Annotated in this window: 19 protein-coding genes; 3 read left to right on the top strand and 16 right to left on the bottom strand. The window is 63.4% G+C overall.

Going from position 1 to position 26,119, the window contains the following annotated elements; translation table 11 throughout:
* The 3 genes from tssM (NKJ11_RS15555) to tagH (NKJ11_RS15565) form a co-directional block, all read right to left on the bottom strand.
* Nucleotides 1-3,558: a type VI secretion system membrane subunit TssM gene (gene tssM, locus NKJ11_RS15555; protein WP_023809162.1), complete on the bottom strand. Its 3,558-nt coding sequence runs from the start codon at nucleotides 3,556-3,558 to the stop codon at nucleotides 1-3.
* A gap of 22 nt (nucleotides 3,559-3,580) precedes the next feature.
* Nucleotides 3,581-5,080 (bottom strand): type VI secretion system protein TssL, long form, encoded by a 1,500-nt coding sequence (tssL, locus tag NKJ11_RS15560; protein WP_023809161.1) that lies wholly within the window; start codon nucleotides 5,078-5,080, stop codon nucleotides 3,581-3,583.
* A 303-nt stretch (nucleotides 5,081-5,383) separates the two neighbouring features.
* Nucleotides 5,384-6,430 (bottom strand): type VI secretion system-associated FHA domain protein TagH, encoded by a 1,047-nt coding sequence (tagH, locus tag NKJ11_RS15565; protein ID WP_352609940.1) that lies wholly within the window; start codon nucleotides 6,428-6,430, stop codon nucleotides 5,384-5,386.
* 240 nt (nucleotides 6,431-6,670) lie between these two features.
* Between tagH (NKJ11_RS15565) and NKJ11_RS15570 the strand changes: the two genes are divergently transcribed.
* Genes NKJ11_RS15570 through NKJ11_RS15580 form a run of 3 tightly spaced genes read left to right on the top strand, consistent with a single transcriptional unit; the run spans nucleotide 6,671 to nucleotide 10,605 of the window.
* Nucleotides 6,671-8,998 (top strand): type VI secretion system Vgr family protein, encoded by a 2,328-nt coding sequence (locus NKJ11_RS15570; RefSeq protein WP_352793704.1) that lies wholly within the window; start codon nucleotides 6,671-6,673, stop codon nucleotides 8,996-8,998.
* Nucleotides 8,999-9,008: 10 nt separating this feature from the next.
* A complete protein-coding gene (locus NKJ11_RS15575; RefSeq protein WP_378978123.1) occupies nucleotides 9,009-9,431 on the top strand; it encodes a DUF6484 domain-containing protein in 423 nt (140 codons plus the stop codon).
* A 10-nt stretch (nucleotides 9,432-9,441) separates the two neighbouring features.
* Complete coding sequence (locus tag NKJ11_RS15580) at nucleotides 9,442-10,605, top strand: hypothetical protein (RefSeq protein ID WP_023809157.1); 1,164 nt, start codon at nucleotides 9,442-9,444, stop codon at nucleotides 10,603-10,605.
* A gap of 1 nt (nucleotide 10,606) precedes the next feature.
* Here NKJ11_RS15580 and NKJ11_RS15585 read toward each other — a convergent pair whose 3' ends face one another.
* Genes NKJ11_RS15585 through tssF form a run of 13 tightly spaced genes read right to left on the bottom strand, consistent with a single transcriptional unit; the run spans nucleotide 10,607 to nucleotide 26,118 of the window.
* Nucleotides 10,607-11,650 carry a hypothetical protein gene (locus tag NKJ11_RS15585; protein ID WP_023809156.1) on the bottom strand — a complete coding sequence of 348 codons (1,044 nt, stop codon included), beginning with the start codon at nucleotides 11,648-11,650 and terminating at the stop codon, nucleotides 10,607-10,609.
* The gene (locus NKJ11_RS15590; RefSeq protein WP_050592625.1) at nucleotides 11,647-12,732 is read right to left on the bottom strand and encodes a DUF2169 family type VI secretion system accessory protein; all 1,086 of its coding nucleotides are present in this window, start codon (nucleotides 12,730-12,732) and stop codon (nucleotides 11,647-11,649) included. The genes NKJ11_RS15585 and NKJ11_RS15590 overlap by 4 nt, the downstream gene beginning before the upstream one ends.
* Before the next feature lie 3 nt (nucleotides 12,733-12,735).
* Entirely contained in the window at nucleotides 12,736-13,215 is a 480-nt protein-coding gene (locus NKJ11_RS15595; RefSeq protein ID WP_023809154.1) for a hypothetical protein, read from the bottom strand.
* A 3-nt stretch (nucleotides 13,216-13,218) separates the two neighbouring features.
* The gene (locus NKJ11_RS15600) at nucleotides 13,219-13,644 is read right to left on the bottom strand and encodes a hypothetical protein (protein WP_023809153.1); all 426 of its coding nucleotides are present in this window, start codon (nucleotides 13,642-13,644) and stop codon (nucleotides 13,219-13,221) included.
* Nucleotides 13,645-13,653: 9 nt separating this feature from the next.
* Nucleotides 13,654-14,499 (bottom strand): DUF4150 domain-containing protein, encoded by an 846-nt coding sequence (locus NKJ11_RS15605; protein ID WP_196815287.1) that lies wholly within the window; start codon nucleotides 14,497-14,499, stop codon nucleotides 13,654-13,656.
* 19 nt (nucleotides 14,500-14,518) lie between these two features.
* The gene (gene tagF, locus NKJ11_RS15610; RefSeq protein WP_050592624.1) at nucleotides 14,519-15,052 is read right to left on the bottom strand and encodes a type VI secretion system-associated protein TagF; all 534 of its coding nucleotides are present in this window, start codon (nucleotides 15,050-15,052) and stop codon (nucleotides 14,519-14,521) included.
* Nucleotides 15,049-18,585 carry a type VI secretion system membrane subunit TssM gene (gene tssM / locus NKJ11_RS15615; protein ID WP_352440780.1) on the bottom strand — a complete coding sequence of 1,179 codons (3,537 nt, stop codon included), beginning with the start codon at nucleotides 18,583-18,585 and terminating at the stop codon, nucleotides 15,049-15,051. Before tssM (NKJ11_RS15615) ends, tagF begins: the two co-directional genes overlap by 4 nt.
* A 1-nt stretch (nucleotide 18,586) precedes the next feature.
* A complete protein-coding gene (icmH, locus tag NKJ11_RS15620) occupies nucleotides 18,587-19,909 on the bottom strand; it encodes a type IVB secretion system protein IcmH/DotU (protein ID WP_352793706.1) in 1,323 nt (440 codons plus the stop codon).
* A gap of 4 nt (nucleotides 19,910-19,913) precedes the next feature.
* Nucleotides 19,914-21,248: a type VI secretion system baseplate subunit TssK gene (gene tssK / locus NKJ11_RS15625; protein WP_023809148.1), complete on the bottom strand. Its 1,335-nt coding sequence runs from the start codon at nucleotides 21,246-21,248 to the stop codon at nucleotides 19,914-19,916.
* Nucleotides 21,249-21,287: 39 nt separating this feature from the next.
* The gene (tssJ, locus tag NKJ11_RS15630) at nucleotides 21,288-21,740 is read right to left on the bottom strand and encodes a type VI secretion system lipoprotein TssJ (RefSeq protein ID WP_023809147.1); all 453 of its coding nucleotides are present in this window, start codon (nucleotides 21,738-21,740) and stop codon (nucleotides 21,288-21,290) included.
* Between the two features lie 3 nt (nucleotides 21,741-21,743).
* Nucleotides 21,744-23,216, bottom strand: coding sequence for a type VI secretion system-associated FHA domain protein TagH (gene tagH / locus NKJ11_RS15635; protein ID WP_023809146.1), 1,473 nt, complete (start codon nucleotides 23,214-23,216; stop codon nucleotides 21,744-21,746).
* Entirely contained in the window at nucleotides 23,213-24,280 is a 1,068-nt protein-coding gene (gene tssG / locus NKJ11_RS15640) for a type VI secretion system baseplate subunit TssG (RefSeq protein WP_352793708.1), read from the bottom strand. The genes tagH (NKJ11_RS15635) and tssG overlap by 4 nt, the downstream gene beginning before the upstream one ends.
* Nucleotides 24,244-26,118 carry a type VI secretion system baseplate subunit TssF gene (gene tssF / locus NKJ11_RS15645; RefSeq protein ID WP_352628278.1) on the bottom strand — a complete coding sequence of 625 codons (1,875 nt, stop codon included), beginning with the start codon at nucleotides 26,116-26,118 and terminating at the stop codon, nucleotides 24,244-24,246. The genes tssG and tssF overlap by 37 nt, the downstream gene beginning before the upstream one ends.
* Between the last annotated feature and the right edge of the window lies 1 nt (nucleotide 26,119).

Here is a 26,119-nt window from a genome sequence, read left to right on the forward strand (position 1 = left end):
TCAAAACGCCTTGGGACAGCTGAATCCGGAAAGGGCCGGGAGGAAGAAGTGGTTGGAGCCTGAACCTGTCTGGAGCGTATAAGTAACGTCGCGTCCGCCAATCACGAAGCGTGCTTGCATGTTGCTGTCGTGGCCGGTGACGGCAGCCTTGTCCAGAAGTCGCTTCAGGGCCCACGGCCCTTCGAACTTGATGGCGGATTCGCGGCCTGGCATCTCCGGCGTCAGGCTCAGACTGGCGGATCCGGAAGCCGCGCCGCTCGGCCAGGTCACTATGCTCGGCATGTTGCCCGCTTGGTTGCTCTGGACGGTCTGGCCGTCGACATCGAGCACCGCCGCATCGGCATCGCCATGCAGTGAGAAGGGCGTGAAGGTCACGCTCACCGAGGGCACCGAACCGCCCTGGGGAAAAAAGGCGCTACGGATTTCGGCCGCCAGCTGGAAGTTCTTCAGCGTCGACTTCGACAGGTCGCGGCCGAAGCGAGCATCCTGTTTCCAGCTCCAGTCCTGACCGGTCATATCGATCAGCGATGCGAGGTTCTGTGCGAAGAACCGGTCCATCAGCCCGCCCGGAGCGAACAGTTTGGCGAAATCCGCCATCGCGATGTCCTCGGTGCCATTGCGGGCGAAAGGATAACGGCCGTTGACCGCCGCCTCGCAGGGCTGTGTGACCGTCTGGTCGAGCATCTGGTTCAAATTTGCCACCGAGGTCTCGGTGACGTTGCCTTCAAACTCGTCTGCCGTCGCATTGACCATCCGGCCGAGTTGCTTGGGCAGTCGCGAGACATTGGCGCGAAGGGTGGCTATCTGGAGCTGCAGGTTTGCGTTGACGCGTTCCGTCTGGGAGGGGACGTCGGTCGCCAGTTGCAGGCTCTGGTAGATATCGCGGAAATTCTGGGTCAAGGCATCGATCGGGCGGTGTCCGGCAGCACCGCTCACCAGGGCCTGGAACGGCCTGAATTGCGCTTCGATGTTGGCCCCGGGATTCTGGTTTTGCGCGCTTAAGGATCCCGTGCCGGCACGGGTTTGCGATTTTCCGGTGGCGATTTGTATGCCGATGCGAGCCAGACCCTTGGCCACGCTTGCTGCGTCCTGTAACTGGCCCGCGCCGCCTTCAACCCCGGTGGCTGAGTCCTTGCCGGAAGCAGCGTCCCGCGTCAGAGCGGTTTCGTCGGCGATCGCCGTAAACAGCAGTTCGATCGGCGAGGTTGGCGAGGCGACGGCGGAAAGCGCGATATAGCGCGGCTTGTCCTTCAGCATCGCCTTGAATTTCAACCCGTCGAGAACGCTGTTCCACGCCGTTGCGAACTCCTTGCCATAGCGGTCGAGAAGTTCGGGACCGAGCTTGGGCAACTCCTGATCGATGCCGCCTTGCTCGCCGCCGCCACCGAGGACCCACTGGTCGTCGACGAGCGTCTGGGCAATGCGCGAGAGTTGCACGAGATAGAAGCTGTTGAAGCCGGCATAAGTATAGAGGCCGGGAACACGAAGGCCTGACAGATCGCCGCCATCGACCCGCTCGAACAGTAACGGGGCTTCCGGGCCGCTTTTCAGGGAAACAGAAAAATCATCCAGAGCTGCCGCGTATACTGCGGATTTGACCAAAGCCGAGGCACGGTCGGCAAGGCTCATGCGCCCGAGCGACCGTTGAGCGGCTTGGACGAGCGGCTGGTTGAGTTCGAAAACCGGATCGTAGGCGTCGTCCAAGGCAAGCATGGCACCCAGGTGCTTTTCGAGATGCTCGCGTCCTTCGCGGTTGTTTTCACCTGGATACCGGTTCTGCTCCCAATCGTGCTTCATCCAGGAAATGATCAACGCGTCGTCGACCTTCGGCGCCTTGCCGCCAAGCATCAGGTAGATTTTCAACGGCTCGTAGAGCGCGGCGGGATCGGCCATCCTGGCCTGGATCGTCCGCTCGGCCTGGATCAGCAGGCGCGATCGGAACATTCGTTCCAGCGCTTCCCGGTAAGCCGTCTTGGATGCCGAAAGAAGTCTCTCCCGCTGGCTGAGGCCGAACGTCTCCTCGATCGGTGTCGGCACGTCGCCGGTTTCGAACCCAGCCGGCAGATTGCGCAACTGGTCGAGCGGGCCAATGACGTTTTCGAGGTCGACATCGGTGACCTCGGTGCTTTTGAGCAACGCGTCCGCCGTCTGGCGATACTGGCTTATGGCCTGCGTGGTGGAGGCGATCAGCGACCTGTTGGCTGTGAAGCTCAGGGCTAGGGTGCCGAGGGCCGCCGCAGCGATCAACGCGATGGCGCCAAGGCCGGCGAACCTGGCGATCGTTGCACGTCTTACAGCTGATTTGTCATACGAAACCCATCCGGATTCGGCAAAAATGACGCCCGTCAGCAGATCGTGCAAAAAGAAGCTTTTGCCGGTTCCGGAAAGATGGGCGCGGGGGCTGCTGCCGAAATTGCGACCGATCGCGCCCAACACCTGATCGATTGGCGTTCCCTCTTGCGTGCCTGAAGAGAAGTAGAGTCCACGCAAGCTGACATTCACCTGGCTGCGGGTCGGATCGAACAGGCTGGCGATGAAATTGGTAATTCGCTCCTTCAGCGCGCCAAACTGCGCCGGAAAGCCAAAGATGGATATACGCGCGACCGGATCGGCCTCTTCCTGGAGGCGGTCAGGCATCTCCTCCACCAAGCGTCTTGCCAGTGCATCGAATTCGGCCGGAGCCTCGGCGGCCATATTCTTGTTGCGATCCGTGGTCTGGAATGTCGCGCCCCAGACCTTGCGCCGGCGCGGCTCGTCGAAGCCGCCGAAGTAATCCATGAACCCTGAAACCAGGTCGGCCTTGGTGAACAGCAGGTACACGGGAAACTGGATTTTCAGCGTCTCGTGGATTTCCCGCAGACGACTGCGTATCTCGACGACGTGAGCGTCAAGCTGCTGATCGTCGAGGCTGACGAGGTCGGCGAGGCTGATGGCCAGGATGACGCCGTTTATCGGTTGCCGTGCGCGGGCTCTCTTGAGCAGTGACAAGAAGGCAAGCCAGCTCTTCTTGTCGGTCTCGGCATTGGAATCCTGCGTCGTGTAGCGTCCGGCTGTGTCGATCAGGACGGCCTGGTCGGTAAACCACCAGTCGCAGGAGCGTGTTCCGCCAACGCCCGCAACTGGCTGGGCATCACCCGAACCGGCCAGCGGAAAATTCAGACCCGAATTGACCAGCGCCGTTGTCTTGCCGGCACCGGGCGGGCCGATGACGATGTACCAGGGGATCTCATAAAGGAAATTGCGTTTGCCGCTCGACCGCTTGAGCGCCGCCACGGCCTCATTCACGCGGGCCTCGAGCACCCGCGAGTCGTCATCGCGGTCGTCATTGTGTGTGACCACGGTTTCGAGTGCTTTTTGCGCTTTTCTCGCTTGCCAGAAACGCAGGCCGTAGAAAAGCGTGAGCGCTGCCACGATCACCCCGATGATAGTCGCGCGCAGCCAGGCAGGCCCGAGAGGACGGGTATCGGCGAAGCGGATCAAGGGTCCGGCAAACCACACTGCCGCCGCAAAGCCGGCCAGCGCAATCATGCTGAATATCCGCAGCAGCCAACGCGTCATGGCCGCTCCCGACTGGCCGTGCTCACAATGTTTCCTCCTTGGCGATCATCACATCGACACGGCGGTTCTTGGTGCGGCCTTCCGGCGTCGCATTGTCGGCGATCGGTTCGTCCTCGCCCTTGCCGTCCACCGTTAGTCGCGAAGGATCACTGAACTTCGGTGCCATCATTGCTTCGACGGCCTTCGCTCTGGCGACGGAGAGATCGAAGTTGGACTTGAATGGGCTCGATTTCCGCGGCTTCACATTGTCCGTATGGCCGACAATCCTGATCGGTCCGCGCTCGGGTTCCAGAGCCGCGGCGATATCTGCGGCAATGGGCTGGAACTCCGGCTTCGCCTCGGCCCTGCCGGACTGGAACAGCAGGAGATTGTTGATTTCCACAACGATGAAGTCGCCCTTCGTGCCGATGGTCAGCCCGCCGCCTTCGACTTCCTTGGCCAGTGCCGAACGGATGCGATCGATCTGCGTGGTTGTGGCGACGGGTGGGACGATTTTCGCCGGCTCCGCCAACGGCGCCACGCTGGCCCGTTCGATGGTAATCGGCGTCGATGGGTTGAGCGCCAGCAATTCACCGGCGGCAGCGTCGCCTTCGTTGGTGATGAAGACCCGCAGTGCGAAGAACGCAGCAGTCAGCAGCGCCGACACGGCTGCCGCGACGACCCAGAGCGGCAGGCGTGTCGACGGCTGCGTCATGGTCGACGCCAAGCCCTGCCAGTGGGGCGAGATGTCCGCGTCCGCGCGTGCCCTGAAATAGCGAAGCGTTTCGTAGACGTCGCGCCGAACGCGTTCGAGATTGCTGTCTTCGCGCGTCAGGCCCCGGTACTGGCCCTCGAACCCCAGCGACAGGCAGACATGCATCAGTTCGAGCAGATCGTAGTGTGCCTCGGGACTGGCCAGGACCTTGTTCAGCGCTTCGAAGAAGCCTGTGCCGCTGGGCTCGACGTGAAAGAACTGCGACAGCATGCTGTGCTGCGCCCAAGTATCTTTCTGTGGCCAAGGCAGGTTGCCGACGAGATCGTCGGCGGTTTCGCAGAGGATGAATTTCGCAATCCGCGCATCCTCTTCGGCAACACCTGATTTCTCGACTGTCCTGTCGAACCTATCGATCGCCTCAGTGACATGTTCGGCCAACGGCTCGGCTTGTCTCTCGACGGGGATAAGCCTGAACTGGCCGAACAGCATCAGCAATGGTGCGGCCGCGGCAAGGATCGGGTTTGCCGCGGAATATCTGACACTGTCCGTGACATTGAGCAGGGTCTCCTGCCGTAGAGCTGCCTCGGAAGCGCCGCTTCCTGCCGAAGCGGAAGGGGCTCCTTGATAAATCACTGTCCCGGATGCCCAGCCCGGCGGTGTATGCCGGCCGATGCCGGGATCGAATACGGTCGAATCCTTGATCTGCGAGGTTTGCCCGTCATCCGCGACGGGCACTTGAGGGACCGGCGCCGGTTTTCGCTCACGCCGTGGAGGGGCGCGAATGACGGTCTTGCCAGCCGGGCCGAAAGGATCGTCCTTCGAACTCATGGACGATCGTCCGTGCAGGCGGTGTGCCCGCGACTGGGTGAGACAGGCGCAAAACGGTTTCTCGTCAGGTGAAGGAAACGCAACCCCTGCCGACCCTGACAGTGTCCGGAGGAAGGTAGGCTATATCTTACTATCCCGCCGAAAGATGACATTTGCCGCAGACCCCCAGGTCGATCAGCCTTAGCCGCTTAGCGAATTGTCGTATGCGATCGTAATCTCACAAACTCTCGATTGGAACCGGATGCCGCGCACCAAAGAGGTTTTCTTCGTCGACTTCAGCCTCGCATCCCCCTTTGGGCCTGTCTATTTCTGCTTGTCGGCCTTGGCATAGGCCTCGCTGAAATAGGCCAGGAATATGTCCAGCATGCCGTTCTCGTGGGCTTCCTCCATGGTTCGCCAGGTCGCGACAAAAGCGTCCCAGGCCTGGCTTTTCTTAGACGAGAACGATGTCGGGGGGAGTTTCTTTCCGATCGCCTCGGGCGACAGATCGTCGAGCAGCCGCGACAGCGCAGCTTGCATGGCGGCATAGGTGGCGAATTCGTGCGTCTTGAGATCGCGGAATGCATCTTTGATGCTGCGCCTGGCATCCAGATAGCCGGCCCTGCGGCGGGCGAACATGATTTCGAGGATGTCGTCGGTTCCCGGGCCGAACTTCAGGGGGTTGTTGTCGGCGGCGCTGATCATCGTCCGTTGTGTGCTCTTGGCCAGTATTTTCGCGGCCGTGCGCGCTTTCAAAAGCATGGTCAGTTCCTCGACCACAGTCCGCAGGACCGTGCCGATTTCGGCGGCAACTTCATGCGGATCGCGCGATTGAAGCAATTCCGGCGAGATGCCGGCCGCGATCGCGATTTCCCGCAGCACTTCGTCTCTGGTCGAGGGGAGAGGCGGTTGCGACGAGAACGCCGGAGCCGGAACCCGCTGCCCGGAATGTTGCTCCGAAGGAGTGAAGAACGGCTCGGCGGCGAATTCGAGCGGCCGGCCTGTCGCGGCCGGCATTTCTCGTTGTGTCGAACTGATATGGCCTGTCGTGGCGGGCTCGTCGTCGATCGATACGAAGATGACATGGCGGCCGATCAGCACCCGGTCGCCATGGCTCAGCCGATGCGGGCCGGTCATGCGCTGGCTCGATCCGTTGATGTAGGTTCCGTTGCGCGAGACATCGTGCAGCCAGAAAGCGCCTGCCTCGTAGCGAACCTCGCAATGCCGGCCGGAGATGAACTTGTCGGGGTCCGGCAAGGTCCAATCACAAGCCTCGCGTCCGATTTCGAAGCCGCGATCACGCGCCGCGTAACTGGTCGAGATGCCCGCAGGCAAGGCGTCGACATTGTTGATTTGCAGACTGATATACATCGAGGATCGCCGTCGAACGCTGATCGATACTCCACATTCTAGCAGTTTGCACATCCAACAGGACAGCGGCGTTTCGAGCCAATGCATCGGCAGGGTAAGGTTTTTCCGCTGTGCATCTCTTTGGTCGGCCGGACAACATGTGGTAGGCTCAACATAGCCTGGTGCGGCGGGCCAAAAAGTTCCTGGATGCGGGAACTTCAAACCCACTGCCGGCGGCCGCGTCCAGGAGGGGCACGACCCATGCCGAACGAACGTGCCACGGTTGTGCAAACACCGGTTGGCGCCGAGCTGTTGACCTTCACGCATCTTGTCGGTCGCGATGAGATCAGCCGTTGTTTGGCCTATACGGTAGGGTTCGTCAGCCCCAGCCCCGATATCGATCCGCTGAAGATGCTGGGGGGTGTCGTTTCGGTGGAAGGCGAATCCGATCCGAAACGTTGGTTCAGCGGTCTTGTGTCCGAGTTTCGCCTGACCCGCATAGAAGACCGGCTGGCCTACTACGAAGCGGTCGTCAGGCCGTGGCTCTGGTTCCTCGGCAACACCACCGATTGCCGTATTTTCCAGAACAAGAGCGTCGTCGACATCGTCAAGGACGTCTTCAAGAAATACAGCACGGCGGAGTTCGATCTGCGTCTGCAGGGTTCCTACCCTCCGCGCGAATACTGCGTACAATATGACGAGACCGATCTGGATTTCGTCCAGCGGCTGCTCGAGCATGAAGGCATCCTGTATTTTTTCGAGCATGACGAGGGCAAACACACGCTTGTCCTGACCGATGCGATGAGCAAGCTGAAGCCGGCGCCGGGCTACGAGAAAGTACCTTATCATTTTGAAGGGCAGGGCTCCCGGCGCGATGTCGAATACATCACCGAATGGATACCGGGCAGTTCGGTGCGTCCGGGCGCCTATGCCCACACCGACTATGATTTCAAGAAGCCGGGCGCCGACCTTATGGCCAAGTCGGCCCAGCCGTTCAGTCACAAGCTGGCCGCCGGCGAAAACTACCGCCAGCCCGGCGCGCATCTCGAAGTCGGCCGGGGCCACAACCTGGCCGCGATCCGACGCGAGGAGATCCAGGCCGTCCACCAGCGTATCGCCGCGGTCGGCACCGTGCGCGGCCTGTTTTCGGGCTGTACGTTCAAGCTCGATGGCTTTCCGCGCGAGGACCAGAACCAGGAGTATCTGGTGGTCAGCGCCGAATACAGGCTGTTCGATCCGGGATACAGAAGCCATGCCGACGTCGACAGCGAGAACTTCAAGGTGATCCTGGGCGTGGCGCCGACCGCCTTGCCCTATCGTCCGCCACGGATCACGCCCCGACCGATCATGCGTGGGCCGCAGACGGCGACCGTGGTCGGTCCGTCAGGCCAGGAAATATTCACCGACAAATACGCCAGGGTGAAGGTGCAGTTCCACTGGGATCGCCTGGGCAAGAAGGACGAGAACAGCTCCTGTTTCGTGCGGGTCTCACAGACCTGGGCCGGCAGCGGCTGGGGCTTCATCCAGATACCGCGCATCGGCCAGGAGGTGATCGTCGACTTTATCGAAGGCGACCCTGACCTGCCGATCATCACCGGCCGGGTCTACAATGCCTCGCAGATGCCGCCCTACGGGCTGCCGGCGAGTGCCTCGCAATCCGGCTGGAAGTCGGACTCCTCGCTCGGCGGCGGCGGCTACAACGAGCTGATGTTCGAGGACAAGGCCGGCTCCGAACTGGTCAATTTCCAGGCGCAGAAGGACCACAACCTTCTGATCAAGCATGACCGTACCAAGCTGGTGCAGCACGATCAGTCGGACCGCATCGACCACGACGCCAAGCATTCCGTCGGCCACAACCTCGACGAGGACGTCGGCAACAACAAGACAGTCAAGGTCGGCGTCGACCAGACAACCGACATCGGCAAGAACGATACCGAGACGGTGGGCGTCAACCGCTCGCTTACGGTTGGCTCGAACGAGACGATCGGCATCGGCGCGAACTCGACGGAGACGATCGGGTCCAATCACACGCAGACCGTCGGGTTGATCCAGACGATCACCGTGGGCGCGGCGCGAGTGGATTCAGTGGGCGCAGCGGAAACCCGAAGCGTTGGCGCCGTCCAGACGAATCAGATCGGCGCATCGCGCTCGATGACAGTGGGGGCCGGACAGACTCACACCATCGGAGCGGCGGACAATTGGACAATCGCGGCCGCGCAGAGCGTGAAAATCGGCGCGGACCAGAGTTTCGCCATCGGCGGCGCGCAGTCGTCGCAAATCGGCAAAGGCAGGTCGGCAAAAATCGGCGCTGACGACGCAACCGATGTCGGAGGCGGGCACGCGCTCAAGGTCGGCAAGGGCAGCGGAATCCAGATTGCGGACGACAGCTCGATCAAGGTCGGCAAGAACCTGGTGATCGAGGCGGGTGACTCGATCACACTCAAATGCGGCTCGGCGTCGATCACGATGAAAAAGGACGGCACCATTGTTGCCGACGGCAAGGACATAACGCTCAAGGGCAGCGGCAAGATTACCGTCAAGGCCGACGGCGACGTGATCGTCAAGGGAAGCACCATCAACAACAACTGAGGGCGTCATCATGGAAGTGCTGGATCGTATCGACGGCGTCGTGATCGGCCTGCTGATCGGTTTCGAGGGCGGGGCACCGCTTGTTGTCTTCGTTGGCAATCCGCGCGAGACGGCGATTGCGGCGCGCAGCCTGACTGAACTGGACATTTCGGCGATCGGTTCAGAACTGGCCCTTCTGTTCGAGGAGGGTGATCCAACGCGGCCGTTGGTCGTTGGACGCATCGTCGATCCGGCGCACAAGAACAGGGAGCTGAAAGTCGCTCGCGAAGGCGACCGTGTCGTCATCACCGGAGACGAGCGCATAGAACTGCGCTGCGGCCTGGCGTCGATCATTCTGGAAAAGAATGGCCGCGTGACCATTCGCGGCAGCCAGTTGACGAGCCAGGCCAGCGGGACCAACCGTATTCGCGGTGGGGCCGTGCATCTCAATTGAGGCGTTGCCTATGCACCGCGTCGCGACCATCGCCGCCATCGTGGATCAGCATGCCGAGGACGCGGCTTTCCTGTGGCTGCGCCGTCGTCGGGAGATCGACGGTCCAATCCTCGACGAAACCGATATCGGTCGCATAGACCAGCGTCTCGAAGCCAATCTTGAAGGGCTCATGGCAGCCGGCAAGGCCGGTTGGGAAGCTGCTCAAGCGCGCTTTGCTGACTACGCCGAACCAGGCGAACTTTTCGTGCTCGGCACTCTGGCAATGCGTTGGAGCGATGCCAAACTGGTAACCTCCGCAATCGACGCCGGCGTAAGCGTGGGTGAAGCCGGCTTTTCAAGCTTGTCCGCTGCGATCGCGCGCACGCCGCGCGATAACCTGCGTCCCTTCGTGGCGCAATGGCTGGACACAAGCGATGCGCGACTACGCTGCCTTGGGCTGTCTGCGCTCTGGCATCACCGCGTCGATCCGGGACCGCGCCTGCATGATCTGGCCAGCCATTCCGACGCGAACGTCCGCCGGCGCGCCGTTCGGCTCGCCGGTGGGCTCGGGCGGCGCGACCTGCTTCCGGCAGTCCTGGCTGGCCTTGATGGCGAGACGGCGAGAGAACGTCTTGCGGCCGCCTTCGCCGCTTGCCTGCTTGGTGAGGCGCGGTCCGCGCACCCAGTGATCGACAAGATCGTGCTGACGGAGACGGACCAAGCGGAGGCGGCGATCGAGATACGCCTGCTGACAACGCCGCCCAAGGCCGCGAAAGGTTGGTTGCAGACGCGCCTCGGCCAGCCCCTGCTACGCGTGGCGGCAACGGCGTCGATCGGCCTGTTTGGCGATCCGTCGGTGATGCCCTGGCTGATCGAGAAGATGCGCGAACCGGAACTTGTCTTTGCCGCCGGGCTGGCGATGCGCGATCTGTTCGAGGTGGATTTCAACGACACCGACCTGTTCACGATAGACCCGGCCGATTTGGGGAAGGCGTTTGAATCTCTGAACCACAGCCCGTTGCCTGTCGCCGATCGCGTTGCTGCTTGGTGGGACGAGGGACGGGGCGGGCGCGGCCGCACGCCTTTCCATTCGATGCGCCGGTTGCGGCTCGACGCGTTGCGCGCGGCCATCGCGGCAACCGATACGCCGCTGACCGATTGGCGCAGGACGCGCCGGTTCCCGGCCTGGATGTAATCTATCGGCGGTTCGCCCGCGCCACGACGGCGGCGGCGCGCAATCCGTTCTCGGATGCGACTTCGCACATGGCAATCGATCCCGGCGCATAATTCTGGACAAGACTGTCGGCGGCCAGCATCAGCGCCAGCGCGCCGCTGGCCGCGCCGGTGTCGCCGACCGTCATCGCCGGATAGGCCGTCGCCATCAGGGTGCGGTGCGTGCGATAGAAGCGCGGTCGGGCAATCAGCATCTCCCAGCCATGATAGCGCTCGCCATTGCCGTTCGAGACGACGAAGTCGATGTCGGGTTCCGATGGTCCCGATCCCGAAACGGCGTCGCGCAGCGCGCCGAGCATGGCGCGGCCCTGGCTGTAGCGCTCGGAAAGGATGCTGTCCGTCTCCTGGGCCATGCCGATGCCATGGATAGCGGCCACGACAGGCTCGCGGCCAGGTTCCCGCAGCAGCCGCACGAAGACGGCCGCCTCGCCAGGAACCAGTCCTTGGGCGTTGTCCGCGCCCTGTAAACGTCCGGTCCGGCTGAGCCGGCCGAGGTCGGTGTGGTTGACGAGGCTGTCGACGCCACCGAGCAGCACTTGTGCGGCGCCTTGATCCTCCATCAGTGCAAGCGCCCGTTCTATCAGTCCCACACTTGCCGCCGCGCCGCCGTCGATGACGCACGAGGCGTGGTGGAATCTCAGGCCTGTTGCGTCGACAACCGCGGCCAGGAAATCGCGCGCCGGAATATCAACGAAAGCCGGATGGTTGCGAAAGCTCTCCGGCGTCGTGATGAGCAGCGCGGTGGCCGCCGCGACCCCCGGCTCGCCCGCGCCGAGCGCTTCGTTGATAGCGCGGGCGGCCATGTTGACCAGCCATTCGCCTTCGTTGCGGCGCAGATGCCGGTGAGTGGGTATGCGCGCGACTACCTGTGGCACTCCGAACGGTTCGGCGAGCGTGATTTCCTCGAAGGCCGAAAGGCTCGCCCGAATGGCTGCGATCGTTTGCCGCGCGTTCAGCCCGGCGGGCGTGACGGCGCCGCCGCCGGCGACGTAGAGCGGCCGCTTCATGGCTGCCACACGGCGCGGTCGACTGTGCCGTCGCCGCCACGCGGGCTGAGATAGCTCTTGCGCTTGCGCCGGGCCACGAGAAAGGCGGGCGTGACATGGCCGAAGACGATTTCCCGCAGCGCCGGCGTGTTCCGTTTTGTCACGTGTGAAAAGCGCGCTTTCAGTGTGACGCGCCACAGATCCGGCTCGACAATCACCGTGTCCGCGGCAAACGGACGTTCCTCGACCCGGTCGTCATAGATCAGCCGCACAGGCGCAACGATGCGCGGCAGGCGGAAGTCCCAGCGGCCGTTCGGTGTCATGCCGATGATCGTGACAGTCTCACCGCCATGGATTGCCGGCAGGTGCTGGTCCGCCGGGGCGCACAGATTGTAGCGCGGATCGAAATCCCCGGGAGGCAGTGGCCACTGCGTGTCGATCCAGGCTTGGTCGTAGGTGCCCGCGAGCGGCAGTCTCGGCATCCAACCCCGCCCGAGCGGGCCGAAGCTGGCCGGTCTGGGCCGATCGGAGGGACTGAGATAAGGTTCGGCGGGGTAGGTGACATTCGGGGCTTGTGTTCGCACTGCCGGATCGGCGGACGAGGCATGGTGATAGCCGACGCCGACCGGGTTGCGTCGGTCAAGCCGGCCATCTGGCAGCGTCCCACCATAGGCGCGCTCGTAAACGATCGGCATGGTTCGGAACAGGGCCGGCGCACTGTAGCCGCCGGCATCGTAGATGCGGTCTCCGACAACGTTGAGCACCTTTTGCAAGCCACCGACGCGGAAACCGACCTGCATCTCCGCCACCGGACGGCGGTTCGGCGCGTGCGCCGAACCGTTGACAAGGATTTCGGCGGCCGGCTTATGCGGCGCAATATCGGCTTCGTAGCGATTGGAGGAATTGGCTGGATCGCCGAACGGGATATCCCAGAGCGCGACCGGCATCTGGTCTTCGCAGACGTCCAGTGCCGGTGCGCCGTCGAGCGCATCGAAGCTTGCCGAGAACATGACGACCAGGACTTCCTGGCCGTCGGCGTCGAGTTGCACATGTGTTGCGGTGGCGAACGGCGTGCGATTCTCGATCCCGACCGCGAACGCCATCGCTCAGCACCAATTGCCGTGTTCGTCGAGGCCGATCGGCCAGTAGGGCATCGCGGTCAGCAGCGTCGCATAGTCGTCATGGCCGCCCTGGATCAGCCACTCGAGAAGTAACACTTCGGGAGGCACCGCACTCGACGCGGAACGCCGGTTTTCCTTGTCGCACGCGAGCCAGTACTTGCGCACGAGCCAGACCACCCTCGGGTGGCCGGCGGGGCCGGCAAGCCCCTTGGCCTCGATCGTTCGGAGGATTGCCTCGCCCATCGGCAGGCCGGTCTCCATGCGCTCCTCGACACTCGCGTTCCATGTCTCGGACGCGACAGCGAACACGTCCACGAAATCGAGCAGATAGGCGGCGAACAGGCTGCGATGTCCAGCCGAGCCGGTCCCCGGCGCCGTCCCTTCCGCGCGGCCTCGGACGTCACCGGGCGCGCGCAGCAGCCGGTAGGTCCCGTTCTGGATGTTGTGGTTGACGAGCAGTGCCATCGCTCAGGACTCCTCGAATTCCGGATCTTCCCCGATGGGAATGAAGTCGAACGGCCTCATGAAGTCCGCCAGCTCGGGCTCGGTGTCGCCCAGCCAGGAGAGGAGCAACGTCACGGGTGGGACCGGCCCGTCCCCCTCGCTCCCTTCGGACAACTGCTTGGCCTCGGAGCCCCACATCTCGCTCCTCCCGGGCTCCGGCCCGCCGCCCGAAAGCAAGTCGTTCAGTCGCGTCGTTTCGAAGTAGTACTTCCGAAACAGGGCAATGACCCGAGGGTGACTCGCTGGTCCCGCCGGCCAGCGGGCGTCGACAAGCTCCCTGTTGACTTCCTGCGCACGAAGGTCATGCCACCATTCCAGCAATGGTGGCACGACGATCTTCAACTCGTCTGTCCAACGATCATAGATGTCTTGATACGTTATCGAGATCATTTCATATCTCTATATGCCCAGGCCGCCAATGTGCTTGTTCATCGCATCGTAAAGCTCGCGGCGATCCAGTGCACGCATATCCTGGGACTGCTCCATGCTGTGAGCATGACAATGCGGCTGGCACGGAAGGTCGCGCATCCGCTGGGCGAAGCTGCCCGGATCGTGGCACGCTCCCATCTCCCACGCGGTCTTCTGCGGCGGCTGGTGATCGGCGATCATCGTGACCTTGCCGTCAGTCTGCCTTTTGATTTTCTTGTCAATGTCCTTCAGCGCCTTGTCCTTGGCTGGGCCTGAAGCCCGACGAAGGATGTTGGCGCGGTCCTTCTTGCACTGCCAGCAGGTCTGCCCCTGCACGGAAGCGCGCTGGGTCTCGGTCGTGGGGGTATAGTCCTCCGAGTACTTGTAGTCGCGCGGGCAGTCTTCCTTCATCGCGTCCTTGCCCAGCACCACCGAGAAGTCGACCATGGCGGACACGTCGACCGTGTTCGGCAGCGGGCTCGCGGTATTCTGCTCCATCGGATCGCCGTGGCGGCAGACTCCCTTGCCCTCGACCTTGACCGTGAACGACCAGAGCTTGAACGAGCCCTTACCCTTGATGCGATGGGTGACCACGCCGGCGCCAAGTCCAGGCGTGGCCGCTTCGTTGCCCGTACTCAGCGCCACTTCGGAAGAGTTCTCCAGCGCCGTCGGTGTTCCCTGCACCTTGACGCTCTTGCTGCCTTTGATGAGATCGCTGGCCGAAAGCATGTTGACATATGGAACCGGCACCGGTCCCGCTGGCGGCGGCGGCGGGCTGAGGCAGACGTCGCCCGGCGCGACGCCCTTGCCGCCGCTTGCCTGGTGGAAGAAGCCCATCTTTTCGGCGTAGACCGTGTTACCCATGGCTCAGGACCCCGCCGTCTCCGGCGATGCCGCGCATCGCGGGCAGGGCATTTTGAGCAAGGTCGTGGATGTCGGCGAAGCCGAACTCCCTGACCTCCCAGTCGTCGCTCCAGAATGCGATCTTGTCGGTCGCGGCGGCGGCGCCCGGAGGTGGCAAAATCTGAAGGCTTTCGGCCAGCCGGGTCTGCGCCCAGTAGTTGTCGACGCAGTTCTGAAGAAGCGAGGCCACTGCATCGTACCACGGGTCGCCCGGCTCCGGCGGGGCCCCAAGCCGGACGATGGCGAACGGATAACGGCGGCCGACGCGATCCTCGCTCATGCGCCAGACGCCGGCACAGGGCTGGTCGCCGAAAATGCCGCCCTTGACGATGAAGCGCCAGACACGCGAATCCAATTCCCCCTCGTCTGGCCTCTCGCGCAGTTCCATCGACATCCACCGGTCCCAGCGGTCGATGAACGCTCGCGGCAAGTTCGCGGCGACAAAATCTCCGGTCGCCGGAATCTTGCCGAAGAAGCCGGTGCTCATATCTGCGGCGGACATGAGAATTTCTTGAACATTTGCAGGTTGTAAGGGTTTTCGACGCTGGCGGCCTTGAGCTCGAAATCGGCGTACATGCCTTTCGTGCCCAGCCGCAGGCTGTAGACATCGGACAGCGAGGTTCCAGTGAATCGGCCGCTGCGCAGCATCCTCAGCCACGCCCAGCTGCCGGTCTCGTTGAGCATGATTTCGGGCGAACCATCGATGGGCTGGAAGGCGAGCGAGATGACCCCGGTGCCGTCCTTGCCGGGCCAGGTCATCGGTTGCGGCCGCGTCGCGTTGTTGAAGTAGACGAGGGTCTGGCCATCGAGATTGAGCGTTACGCGCGTGACGTTCGGAGACAGGTCCTTGGGTTCCAGCGTGAAGCTCATCACCGGTCCTGTACCGCCGGGAAAGAGATCGTCGCGTATCCGCCTGGCCTGCTCGAAAGCCGCCAGCGCCGAAGGGTCGAGGCCGAAATCGGCACGCCATTTCCACGGCTGGCTGGCGGTGTCGACATAGCTGATCAAATGGTCGTTGGTGAACGCGTCGATCAGGCCCGCCGGTCCGAACAGGCGGGCGAAGTCGCGGACATTGACGTCCACCGCGCTTTCGGGACTGAACGGATAGCGGTCGTTGAGCGCCGCCTGGCAGAAGGGCAGGATGTCGGCGCGCCAGATGGCGTTGAGCTCCGAGGTGACCGCCTTTTGCGTCAACCCGCTGGTGTCGCCGGCGACACCGCCGAGCCAGTCGTCGACCGGGTCGGGCAGGATTTGCGCTTGCCTTGCGACCGCCCCCGTCAGTTCGGCGAGGCCGCCTTGCTTCTTGATGGCATCCTGGGGATCGGGATTGGCCGTGACCGTCTGCAAAACGTTGGACAGCGCCGTCAAAGCCACCACCGCGGCGTCGAGTGCTGGCGGCTGGCCGTCGACCTCGGCAATAGCACCTTTGAGCGGCTTGAAGTGTTCGGCCACCAGGTTGCCGGTAAGATCCACCTCGTCAGCTGAGCCCGCGCGTGGAAGCAGCTTTGCCCCCGTTTTGACGATCTTGCCGAGCTTGCCGAGTTTGCCGAGCAGTTTCGAGCCGCCCTTGGCCGCCGCCTTGTCGTCGGCCGGCGCTTCATCGGACCGGGTAAGCTCGGTCTCCTGAACGACCGCCGTGAGCAGGCGTTTCAGCGCTGAATCGGCGCTGGAAAGATCCTTCAGATTCTCACTGGCGACATTGAGGTCGCTCAACGGCGCCAGCCTCATATCGCGCAGGAAGCTGTCCCACTGTGCGATATAGTCGTCGTAGTAGAGCTTCAGGATGTCCTCGGACAGCGCCGACACGGACGTTTCGGAGTTCTCGGAGCAGCCCCCGGCGAAGACCGCCCGATCCAGCGCCGCTTGTGCTGCCACATCCTCGATCCGGTCGAGAACGGCGTCATGGAAGCCTGCATAGGTGAATGCTCCCGAAATGCCGACGCGAAGCGTCTTGCCGGAGCGACGCGCAAAAACCTTGGCGCCGTTGGGACCGGCGAAATTCGCCGGAATCCATTCTTTGAGCCCGGCCACTACCGGATCGGCCAGCAATTGCTTGTAGGCACGCGCCGGCAATGAAATCGTGCATACCGTTTTCAGCGCTTCGGCAACCAGCGCCTGGTCGGGCTCGATATAGCTTTCGTCGACCGTCATCCGGCGGATGGCCGCAAGCTGATGCTCTTCGGCATCGGCGGTTGGAAATGGTGCTGCGGCCGCGAATTCGGGAAGGCTGTTGACCCACCAGTTCTGGGTGTAGTCGGGATCCATCTGCGACAGACCCGTCATCATACGATAGGTCTTGAGAGCGCCGAGCATGAAATCCGGATCGCGGATCTGCCGCCACATGGTGGCCTCGAGAAGGGCCACCATGTGCGGCTCAAGCACGTTGCGCAAGGCGTGATCGTAGGTGTCGGTCTGAGCCCGCACCAGTTCCGCCGAGGCCGATGGCCCTAGCAGATCCTGGACAGCGGCCGGCGGTGCTGTCCGGGCATTTGAGACCGCGTCCATTGCCTCGAGCGCGCCGTCGATGGCAGGCTGCTGCACCGATGCCGGGTTTGCGGCAGCCGAGGTCAACGGCGTCTGCAGCGCTTCGAACTGGCTTGCCTGGGCCGAGATCGCATTGCGGTTGTCGTAGTAGGACCAGGCAAACACCGCACTGGCCAGCAAGCCCGCTGTGGCACAGGCAGCCGCCGCGCCCCGCCAGATCCAGGCGCGGCGGCGTTGCGCCAGCGGGTCGAACGTACCCAGGCCTGCTTCCTTGAAGATGACTTCGGTGAGCAGGTTCTTCAGGAAGAAGCTGCGTTTCTCGACCCTTGGTGCGGGCAGGACCCGCCGTGGCGGAAGACCGAAAGACGACGACAGCGCCGCGGTCAGTCGGTCGATAGGCGCCCCTTCCTGAGTCGCCGACGTCAGGTAGAGGCCGCGCAGCCATGCAGCCTCTTCATACCGGCTTTCGCCGAACATCGCCTCGACCAGCACCTGGATCGGTTCGGACAGGCTTGCGAGTTGGGCAGGAAACCGGAAGATCTCTGCACGGGCGGCGAGTTTTTCCTCATCCTCCAGGCGCGGCACCAGCCGCCGCTCCAGCTCCGTCGCCAGCGTCGAAATTTCGCGTTCGATGGTCTTGGCATCCACGCGCGCATCCAGCGCGAAGGTCGTTCCCCACACCTGCTCGCGCGAGGCGGTGGACAGACCGCCGAAGAAGGCTTCGAAACCCTTGATCAGATCGGCCTTGGTCAGCATCAGATAGACCGGAAGGCGGATTTCGAGCCGGTCGTTGAGCTCGGCCAACCGGCGGCGGATCTTGCGGCCGTGCGCCTTGATGGCTTCGTCGCCCTCCGAAAGCACGTCGATCGAAAGCGCCACGATGACGCCGTTGAGCGCGCGGCGGCCGCGATGCTTCTTCAAAAGGTCGAGGAAGCCCAGCCATTCCGCCGCGTCCACATCGGGCTGGCTCTCCTGCTGCACATAGCGGCCGGCGGTATCGATCAGAACCGCGTTTTCGGAAAAGAACCAGTCGCAGTTGCGGGTGCCGCCGACCCCTTGCAGGTCGTCGGTGAGGTCGATCGGAAAATTCAGTCCGGACTGCCGCAGAGCCGTGGTCTTGCCGGTGGCCGGCGGCCCGACGATCACATACCACGGCATGTCGCGCAGAAACTTGCGGCCGCCCAGCTTGCGGCGCTTCAGTTCGGCCATCACCTCGGCGAACTTGGCACCCACGGCAGCGACGTTCTCTTCGCCGGGGCTCAGCGGCTTTTCCACCGCGGGCGCGGCAATGTCGGCGACGAACAGGCGGTTGGCGCGGATCGCCCGGCGCTGGGCGACGATCAGCCAGATCAGCCAGAAGATGACCAGCAGCGCGATGATGACGATGCGCACATTTTCAGAGGCGAACGGTTCGTAGGCACCGACCCTGACGATCGGACCGAACACCCAGATGACCAGGGAAAGCAGCGTGATGCCGATCAGCGTCCACAGCCAGCGCGATGTCAGAACCGCCCAGAGGAAGCGCAGGATGAACATCTCACAGCCTCTTTTCGACAAGCACCTCGGCGCGGCGGTTCAAGGCTCGCCCCTGGCGCGTGCTGTCGCTGGCCACTGGATCGGTGGCCGCGCGGCCCTCGGAATGGACGCGGTCCCGTGGCACTCCGTTCTGGACCAGCATGTCGGCAATCGTCTGGGCGCGAGCCTCGGACAGCCGCTGGTTGGTCGACAGCGGATTGGTCTTTTGCAGAGGAACGCCGTCCGTATGACCGATCACCGTGATGTTTCCGATCAGCTCCTGATTGGCGAGGATCACCTTGGCGATCGAACCGATCAGAGGCTCGAAGCCTTCGGTCAGTTGTGGCCGCGACGACTGGAACAGTTCGGGGTTGGAGGCCTGGATGATCAGCTTGGCCAGCGAGACGCTCTCGGTGCCGCTGAGGGCGGATCTGAGGTCGGCCGGTGCACCGGCCTGAAATTCCGGCAACAGCGCAAAATCCACTTTCTCCGGCGGCGGGGCCTCGACCTTGGGCGACGTACGGCTGATGTCGCCGCGTGCAGGCGGCGGCAAGGTGCGCATAAGTGCGGAAAGCTCGACCGCCTGGCTGCTCAGTCCCATCGAGAGCCCGATATGGATCGCTGTGGAAACAACCGCCGCACCGAGCGCCATGACCCAGATCGGAACGATGAAGCGCTGCGGCTCGTCGGATGCGATCACGCCCTTCCAGTTTGGCGACAGTGGCGCGCCTTCAGCGTCGGCATCGCGCAGGAAGCGTGCCGCCGCCACGCGAACGGCATTGAGCGAACGGTCGCCTGATCGCCCAGGCACGCGATATTTGCCGCGGAAACCGAGCGCCATGCAATCATACTGCAGTTCCAGCAATTCGCGATCGCGGTTGGGATGGCGTTCCAGTTCGTCGAGACGCGTGAAGAACTGCGTGCCGGCATCGACATCGCCACGCAGCATGACCACAAGCGGCTGCCGAGGCCAGGCGCTGGCCCCACCCCAGGGCGTGTTCAGAGCCAGATCATCGAGCAACGCCGCCACGATCCAGGCTGCCTGGTCGGCCCTCTCCATCGAGGATCCCGTCGACATTGCCATGTCGCGTGCCCGAACCAGTTCTTCGAGCAATCGGGTGCGCAACGTTTCCGGATTCTCCGGCGGCAGCGCACTCTCGAGCTCGGGAGCGAACTCGAGCAAGGGTGCGAATGCGTTGACAAGCGCGTTCGGGTGGGTCCGAGACCGCTTTACCACCGCCCCCGGCAACAGCGGCGCCATCGGTCGCGGCATCGGCGCGCCGGTCAGTCGTATGCGGGTGCGTTCGCGATCATCCGACAGTCCGAACGGATCATCGCGGCTCATGATCTCACCTGTTCACCGAATAGCAGTCCACCTGCGGCTCGCTTGGCAACACGCCCGAAACGCCGATGACAAAGCCGGGAGCATCGAGCAGCGAGGCCCAATGCTCGCTTTTCTGGTCCAGCTCGAGGCACAGCCGATCGCCATCGTAGGGGATCTCGCGCGGCTGGGAATGAAGCGGTTTCAGCGGAATGCCGGGCAATCGCGATTTCCACAGGCCCTCGAACTGGTCGGCCGAGCCGACAGTCGCCTGATTGACGAATATCTTGCGCAGCGCGTCCTCCGACAGCTCCGAACCGACCCGGATGACGATCCGGCTGGCCACCAGCAGCTTCGGGTTGTCGATGCGGATTTTCCAGACATTGGTCGAATGCCGCATGACAGGCAGCGCACGCGATTTAGGCTCGATGTAACGCAGGCTGAGGATGAGCGAGCGCAGCGCATCCGCCAGCGCCGAATAGGCGGGGCCTGGCGCCATGTGATCGTAAGCGGGTAATTCGCCCAGGCGCCGCGCGCTCGATCCGTAGGTCGCCATCGAACCAGCGAGCCCGGCAAGTTCCAGGTAAAGCTCGGCCGGATGGAAGACATCCTGCGCCAGCATGTGGGCGAGCCGCGGACGCGCCGCATTGGCGAGATTGAGCATCAGCAGATCTTCGACGCTGCGCCCAGGCCCGCCCATGACCATCTTGCCATGCGCCTCGGCGATCTGCTCGAGGCCTGTGACAACTTCCAGAAGCAATTGCCGATACCAGGCCACCGCGCCGGTAATCAGTGTCGGCGGCAGGAAGGTCTCGTCCAGAGAGACGCCACCATCGGCTCGAACCCCCTTGAGGTCGGCTATCGGCAAGGCTGTGTAGCCACCGACCGACTTGCCGGGTGCAAGCAGCAGCGCCTGCGGACGGGCGATCTCGATTTCTTCAGGATCTGAACCGCCCTGGACGGCGTCACGCACCGAAACGACCCGCCCGTGATAGCGTGCTCCCGAGGCGGCTGCGTGTGCCGGATCGAAGCCGACACCTCCCGGAGGCTCCAGAGGCAAGGCCACCAGCACCGGCCCGGCGCTCGTGTCCGGGGTGACCGGCAATGGTCGCGGCGCGTCCATCATGTCTGGAATGGAGAAAGGTGTTCCGTCCGGAAAGATGCCCCGTGCGGACAGGATCGAGATCTGGCCGGCCTCCAGCAATGCCTGATCCAGCGTCAGCTGCTGGAAGCCGAACGTATGCAACTGCCCGGCCTGCAACGCGCCGCGCACCGTCGCCTCGAAAAAGCGATCCTGCTGCTGGAAATGCTGGGTCCGGAGAAACAGACCTTCGGACCACAGCACCCTGTTTGCATCGCTCATGCCGCTACTCTCTGCATCGAGCTCCCCTTGCCCTGGCCGTTAGGCGGAAATGCCGCCGCTGCCAAGCGAGACGTTGACCGTAAATTGTGATCCCGCCGACACTGACTTGGTCGTCCGCCAGTTCCGGCCGCCGGGCTCGCGGATCAGTGCAACGAAGCCCAGCGCCGTCGCGTCCGGCTCGACCGTGATGGTCTTGGACGCGGTCTTTCCCGGCCCGACGGCTATCTGGTCGGATCCGATGAGGTCGCCTGCGAGTGCCGAACCGGCATCCCCCTGCAAGGCAAAGTAGTCGGCGGAATTGAATTTGCCGGTGCTGCGCAGCCGCATGACGAGGACCGTCACCGGCCGGTCGCCGCCGCCCGGTCCCGGGTTCATACCGGCCCCGCCGGTCAGTTTGACGGTGATCACCGATGGTTTCGGCGGCCCGCTCTGGCAAGCCGTAAGCAGCCCGGTTGCGCCCAAGGCGACAATGAATTCGCGTCGATCGATCATGTCTCACTCCTCCTCATATGCATCCCGAAAATCAGCGCCGATTTCGCCCAGAAAGCTTTTTTCCGCGCTCTCGGCGATTTCACGGTGGCGTTTCTGGTAAAGCTCCCACAGCTTGGCGCTGCGTCCGCCCGAAAGCAGCGTGCCGATCGCGGAATTCGATTTCAGCTCTTCCTCGATCGCTGTCGGGTCAAAACGGTCAATCATCCGCCGCAAGGCGCCCTGTACGCCGCGCCAGGCGCGCACGTGATGTTGGGCGAGGTCGCGAACCGCGTCGGCGATTGCCGCTTCGCCGGCGAGAAATCCAGGGCTGCGCTCGGCGAGAAGCGTGACGATGGCGTCGTCGACCGTCGGCAGAAACTTGAGCGGATTGACTTCGGAAGCCCCAACCATGGTCTGGGCGACGCGAGCGTTTCCCTTTTCCTCGGCCCGTTTGCGCAGAAGCTGCATCAGGCCTTCCATCATCAACCGATATTCGCGGCCAAACTTCTCCATTTCCGCAATGCTGTCGCGCTCGGGGAAATCGGCTTCCTCGACACCCATGCCATGCAGGAATGCGGAGCGGAGCGCCATGTCCCCCAGTTGCGGCGCTGCCGGCAGGCGGGCGGGTTTGGCAGCAGCACCTGCCCGCGCCGGAGGCGGGACGTCAGCCGCTTGCGCGGGCAAATCCCAGGGATTGGCGGATTGTGGTCGTTGGGCGATGCGCTCGCGCTGCCCGGCCGAGCCGGTGCCGTTTGCCGAACCGGGCGCCGCGGCCGATCCGAAACCAAAATCATCCTTGAAATCGGACGGCTTTCCATGAGCGGGCTCGGCTCCCCGGCTGGGAGACGGCACGGGGTCGAGGCCGAAGGGGTCCGCCTGGTTCGCCGCGCCGCCCGGTTCGCGGTAAGAGGCGGCATTTTTCGACACAGGCGTTGAAACCGGATCGAGGCTGAACGGGTCATCGAAACCAGGCGAACTGCGCTGGCCGGAGGTGGCACGCTCGAACGCGCCTGGAACCGGCCGTTCGAACGGGTCCGGCAAATCCGCCGGACGTGGCCGTCGCGGCTCTTCTTCGACCGTGGCGGAAAAGAAGTCGTCGTGGCCGATGCTCACCGGCGCCCGGGATGCCGGCGGCAGGCGTTCCGGAGCCGGCTGGCCGGCTGTGGGTGCTTGGGCGGTTGGCGTCTGCAGATCGACATAGACGACGTAGTCGCCCAGTCTTAGCCGCATACCGCTTTGAAGACGCGTCGACTTGCCGGCGCCGAGCGGGCTGTCAGAATCGTTTATGAACAATCCGCTGCTTGACGTATCGGTGACGAAATATCCATCTCGCCCGCCCGAGATCCTGCAATGAGCTCGCGAAACGAACATGTCGGGATCGTCGATCTGCCAGCCTGCGTCCGCGCTGCGGCCGATCACCAGGTCGCCTTCGTCCAGCCGGGTGTGCCGTACGGCCTGGGTGCGTGGCCCTTGCTCCAGCGTCAGCAGCAGGCTCATGTCGCGACCCCCGCCATTTCCGGCTGCCATCCGACGATTGTGCGCAGCCGCAGATCGTCAGCATCGCCCCTTTCAACAGGCCGCGCAAGCCAGGCAGTTCGGCCGAGCAGTACCGCTCCGAGACGGGGCGGCGGCACGGCTTCCCGCGCAAGCACGATGCGCAGATCGACGTCGAGCGATTCCCCGACCATGTCGCGAACGGCTTGCTTGAACAGTTTGAACCGCTGGCCACCGGGCAGGAACGCCTTGAAGTCCTCGTACCCCAGCGGGCCGACACGGAGCTCGATTCGGCTTTGGCGGTTGAAAACGCGCGGGCCGATTGTCGCTCCTCGGCCAAGCCCTGCATAGGCTTTTGCAAGACGGGTCTGGAGCCCGGTTGGGATGATTATCCAGGCGGCGATGAACTCCTTAATCTGAACCGGCACCTTGAACGCTTCCGCCAGGAACAGCGTCAGCCGTTCCGGGCCGTCGACCTGGCTGGCGAGCGAAGCCGCCTGGCGAAGCTTCACCGTATCGAGATCGGTGTTCTGGGTGCCCGGAAGTCCTATTCCCGCCATGGCTTCGAGCATGGCGCGAACGCGCCCGCCGACCGCGCGTTCGACCTGTACGGCCGGATGCGCATCCGCCCATGCCCGATAATACAGGGCGATCATGCGGTGCTGAAGAATGTTGACGAAGTCCACGAATGTCGTGTCGCTGGTTTGCTGGGCATCGGCGCCGGTGAACCAGCGCTGCGACAGACGATCGAGCACCCAGCGTGTCAGATGCAGCGGCAGCGGACCTTCGGGTCCCATCAGGCCGAGATTTGCGACGGTGACCCTGGCCGGAGCCTTGTCCTTCGCGTCGTGGAATTCAACCACGTCCCTGGCCGAAAAGCTAAGACGCACATGCTGTCCGAGCCTTGCAGGCTCGCGCTCTGGCGAGCCGGAATAGCCGAACAGCCCGCCCCTCCGTTCGAGTCGGCGCAACAGTTCGAAGAAGTCGAACGTCCCGGACAGCGCCTCGGCATGGTTCGGGTCGACTGTGTCTAGATCAGGTAGCGATTGCCGGGCGTCATCGGCCATGGCACATCCTCCTGCTTCTGCAGCAGCCGCGTACGGGTTCGCACGAAGCCGTTTATCCCGGCATGCCGGGCAAACAGCCGTGCCAGCAGGGCCGAAAGCAGCAATGTGCTTTGCCCTGCCAGGACCAACTGGTCGACATGCAATGTTACTTCCGTGCCACGTCCAAAGCACATCGGGCCGTCGATCTGCAGCCGTTCGATGACCGACCGCGAGTCGATGCGAACGATCGAATGCACGTTGCGGGCAAGGCTCGGATCTCCCCGGTCGGCGTAAAGATCAAGCAGCGCATGCAGCGGATCGACGCCGCGGCCTTCCTTGGCAAGGCTGAGAAAATTGAGCGCCAGTTGCGCCACCAGCCGCCAGGCGAGATTGTCGGCGCGCGATTCGCCCGCCGCGCCCGAAGGCAGCGCCGCGGGGATGGCCGGGCGAGGCGGACGCAACGCGCCGAGAAGCCGCACCGTTTCGACCGGGTCGCCGGCCTCCAGCGTCAAAGTGGGATTGTCATCGAGGATCGGCAGATCGCGGTTGGTGCAAAGCGCCACGATGTCGACACGCTTCAGCGACCGGTTCGCCTGGCTTTCCACCGGGCGTGAAATTGCCAGGAAAACATCGTCCCCTGCGTAGGAGGTGCGGGTCAGCCCGTCGCGCCGCTCGTCTTCCGTCGCGCGACGAGGACGCCGCTCGGTCGAGTAGACCCAGCCACTGCCACGATTCTGACCCAGGCTGAAGAGCTCCGGAATTTCGGCATCGCTGCCCCCGGTGTCGGCGTCCTCCACGCGGATGACCCGATAGATTTCGAAGTCACGCGCCCGCGTTCGGTCGGCATGCAGCACCTGGCGCGTCCTGCGCGGATCAAGCTCGATGACGTTGCACTCACGCTCGAAGAGATTGATGATCGGCGTTGCGAAAAGTTCGAAATCGGCCGGGGTCAAGTCGGCAAGCTCGGGCACTGGACGCCTGAACATGAAGATGATCTCGAGCCCGGCGGCGCATCGGCGCACGACGGGCTGCAGTCCGGAAACCCGCGCATAGTGAAAGCGCTCGGGCATCATGAAATATTCGCGCAGCAGACGGTACCCCTCGAATGTCGGACGGGTCCGAGGCATCAGGGCTTCGTCGTCGCTGATGCCGATCATTTCGGGTTCCGGCAAGGGCGATACGGGGTTGGTCTTGCCTTCCGCGCGTGCGCCAACGGCCGAACAAGCGCCAAAAATCGCGTCGAGAATCAAGGGTGCCTTGGTGCGCCCGGAAAAATAGAGATCAAGCTTGTCGAGCGACAATTCGTCGAGCCTGCCTTTTCCGGTTCGGGCCAGCACGATGCGGAGCGCCGCCTCGCCGGCCACACCGCCGATCGGCCCTATGCCGGCCGCCGCCAGCGCGCTGCGATCTTGAAAATAGCTTACCGAAGTCACCCCTATCGGCCACAGCGTGACGTCCTGGGCGGTGGTGAAGGTGCAGCGCGTCGAAAGGCCGGGCTGCAGGCCGGAAACCAGCCGGGTGTTGCGCTTGACGACATGGCCGGCAACCATCGTCTGGACCTGCTGGCCGGGTTTCAGCACCACCATAGCCGTTGCCGGCGCCGGCGTGACCAGATCGGGATAGAGGACATCCAGCACGCTGCGTGAAAACCGCGAGCGCTCGGCATCGACTTTCAGCCGGGTGCGCGCCGCGAGAAAAGCGACGCCGTCAAGCAACCGCTCGACATACGGATCCGGACACGGCACCGTGTCGAGGGAGAGATTGCGCGCCACCGCCGGATGCAGGTCGGCAAATTCCGCCGCCAGCGCACGGATATGGGTCAGTTCCTCCTCGTAATATTCCACGAAGACCCGATCCATC

This window comes from Mesorhizobium sp. M0243 (assembly GCF_040321775.1).
In the GTDB taxonomy this organism is placed as follows: domain Bacteria; phylum Pseudomonadota; class Alphaproteobacteria; order Rhizobiales; family Rhizobiaceae; genus Mesorhizobium.

Coding starts and splice junctions, on each gene's coding strand:
- tagF (WP_050592624.1), bottom strand. CDS start 15,052: ATGAGCACCGGCTTCTTCGGCAAGATTCCGGCGACCGGAGATTTTGTC.
- NKJ11_RS15580 (WP_023809157.1), top strand. CDS start 9,442: ATGCACCGCGTCGCGACCATCGCCGCCATCGTGGATCAGCATGCCGAG.
- tssF (WP_352628278.1), bottom strand. CDS start 26,118: ATGGATCGGGTCTTCGTGGAATATTACGAGGAGGAACTGACCCATATC.
- NKJ11_RS15595 (WP_023809154.1), bottom strand. CDS start 13,215: ATGGCACTGCTCGTCAACCACAACATCCAGAACGGGACCTACCGGCTG.
- NKJ11_RS15590 (WP_050592625.1), bottom strand. CDS start 12,732: ATGGCGTTCGCGGTCGGGATCGAGAATCGCACGCCGTTCGCCACCGCA.
- tagH (WP_023809146.1), bottom strand. CDS start 23,216: ATGAGCCTGCTGCTGACGCTGGAGCAAGGGCCACGCACCCAGGCCGTA.
- tssL (WP_023809161.1), bottom strand. CDS start 5,080: ATGAGTTCGAAGGACGATCCTTTCGGCCCGGCTGGCAAGACCGTCATT.
- NKJ11_RS15605 (WP_196815287.1), bottom strand. CDS start 14,499: ATGGGCTTCTTCCACCAGGCAAGCGGCGGCAAGGGCGTCGCGCCGGGC.
- tssK (WP_023809148.1), bottom strand. CDS start 21,248: ATGAGCGATGCAAACAGGGTGCTGTGGTCCGAAGGTCTGTTTCTCCGG.
- NKJ11_RS15570 (WP_352793704.1), top strand. CDS start 6,671: ATGCCGAACGAACGTGCCACGGTTGTGCAAACACCGGTTGGCGCCGAG.
- icmH (WP_352793706.1), bottom strand. CDS start 19,909: ATGAGCCGCGATGATCCGTTCGGACTGTCGGATGATCGCGAACGCACC.
- tagH (WP_352609940.1), bottom strand. CDS start 6,430: ATGTATATCAGTCTGCAAATCAACAATGTCGACGCCTTGCCTGCGGGC.
- NKJ11_RS15575 (WP_378978123.1), top strand. CDS start 9,009: ATGGAAGTGCTGGATCGTATCGACGGCGTCGTGATCGGCCTGCTGATC.
- NKJ11_RS15600 (WP_023809153.1), bottom strand. CDS start 13,644: ATGATCTCGATAACGTATCAAGACATCTATGATCGTTGGACAGACGAG.
- tssM (WP_023809162.1), bottom strand. CDS start 3,558: ATGACGCGTTGGCTGCTGCGGATATTCAGCATGATTGCGCTGGCCGGC.
- tssM (WP_352440780.1), bottom strand. CDS start 18,585: ATGTTCATCCTGCGCTTCCTCTGGGCGGTTCTGACATCGCGCTGGCTG.
- NKJ11_RS15585 (WP_023809156.1), bottom strand. CDS start 11,650: ATGAAGCGGCCGCTCTACGTCGCCGGCGGCGGCGCCGTCACGCCCGCC.
- tssJ (WP_023809147.1), bottom strand. CDS start 21,740: ATGATCGATCGACGCGAATTCATTGTCGCCTTGGGCGCAACCGGGCTG.
- tssG (WP_352793708.1), bottom strand. CDS start 24,280: ATGGCCGATGACGCCCGGCAATCGCTACCTGATCTAGACACAGTCGAC.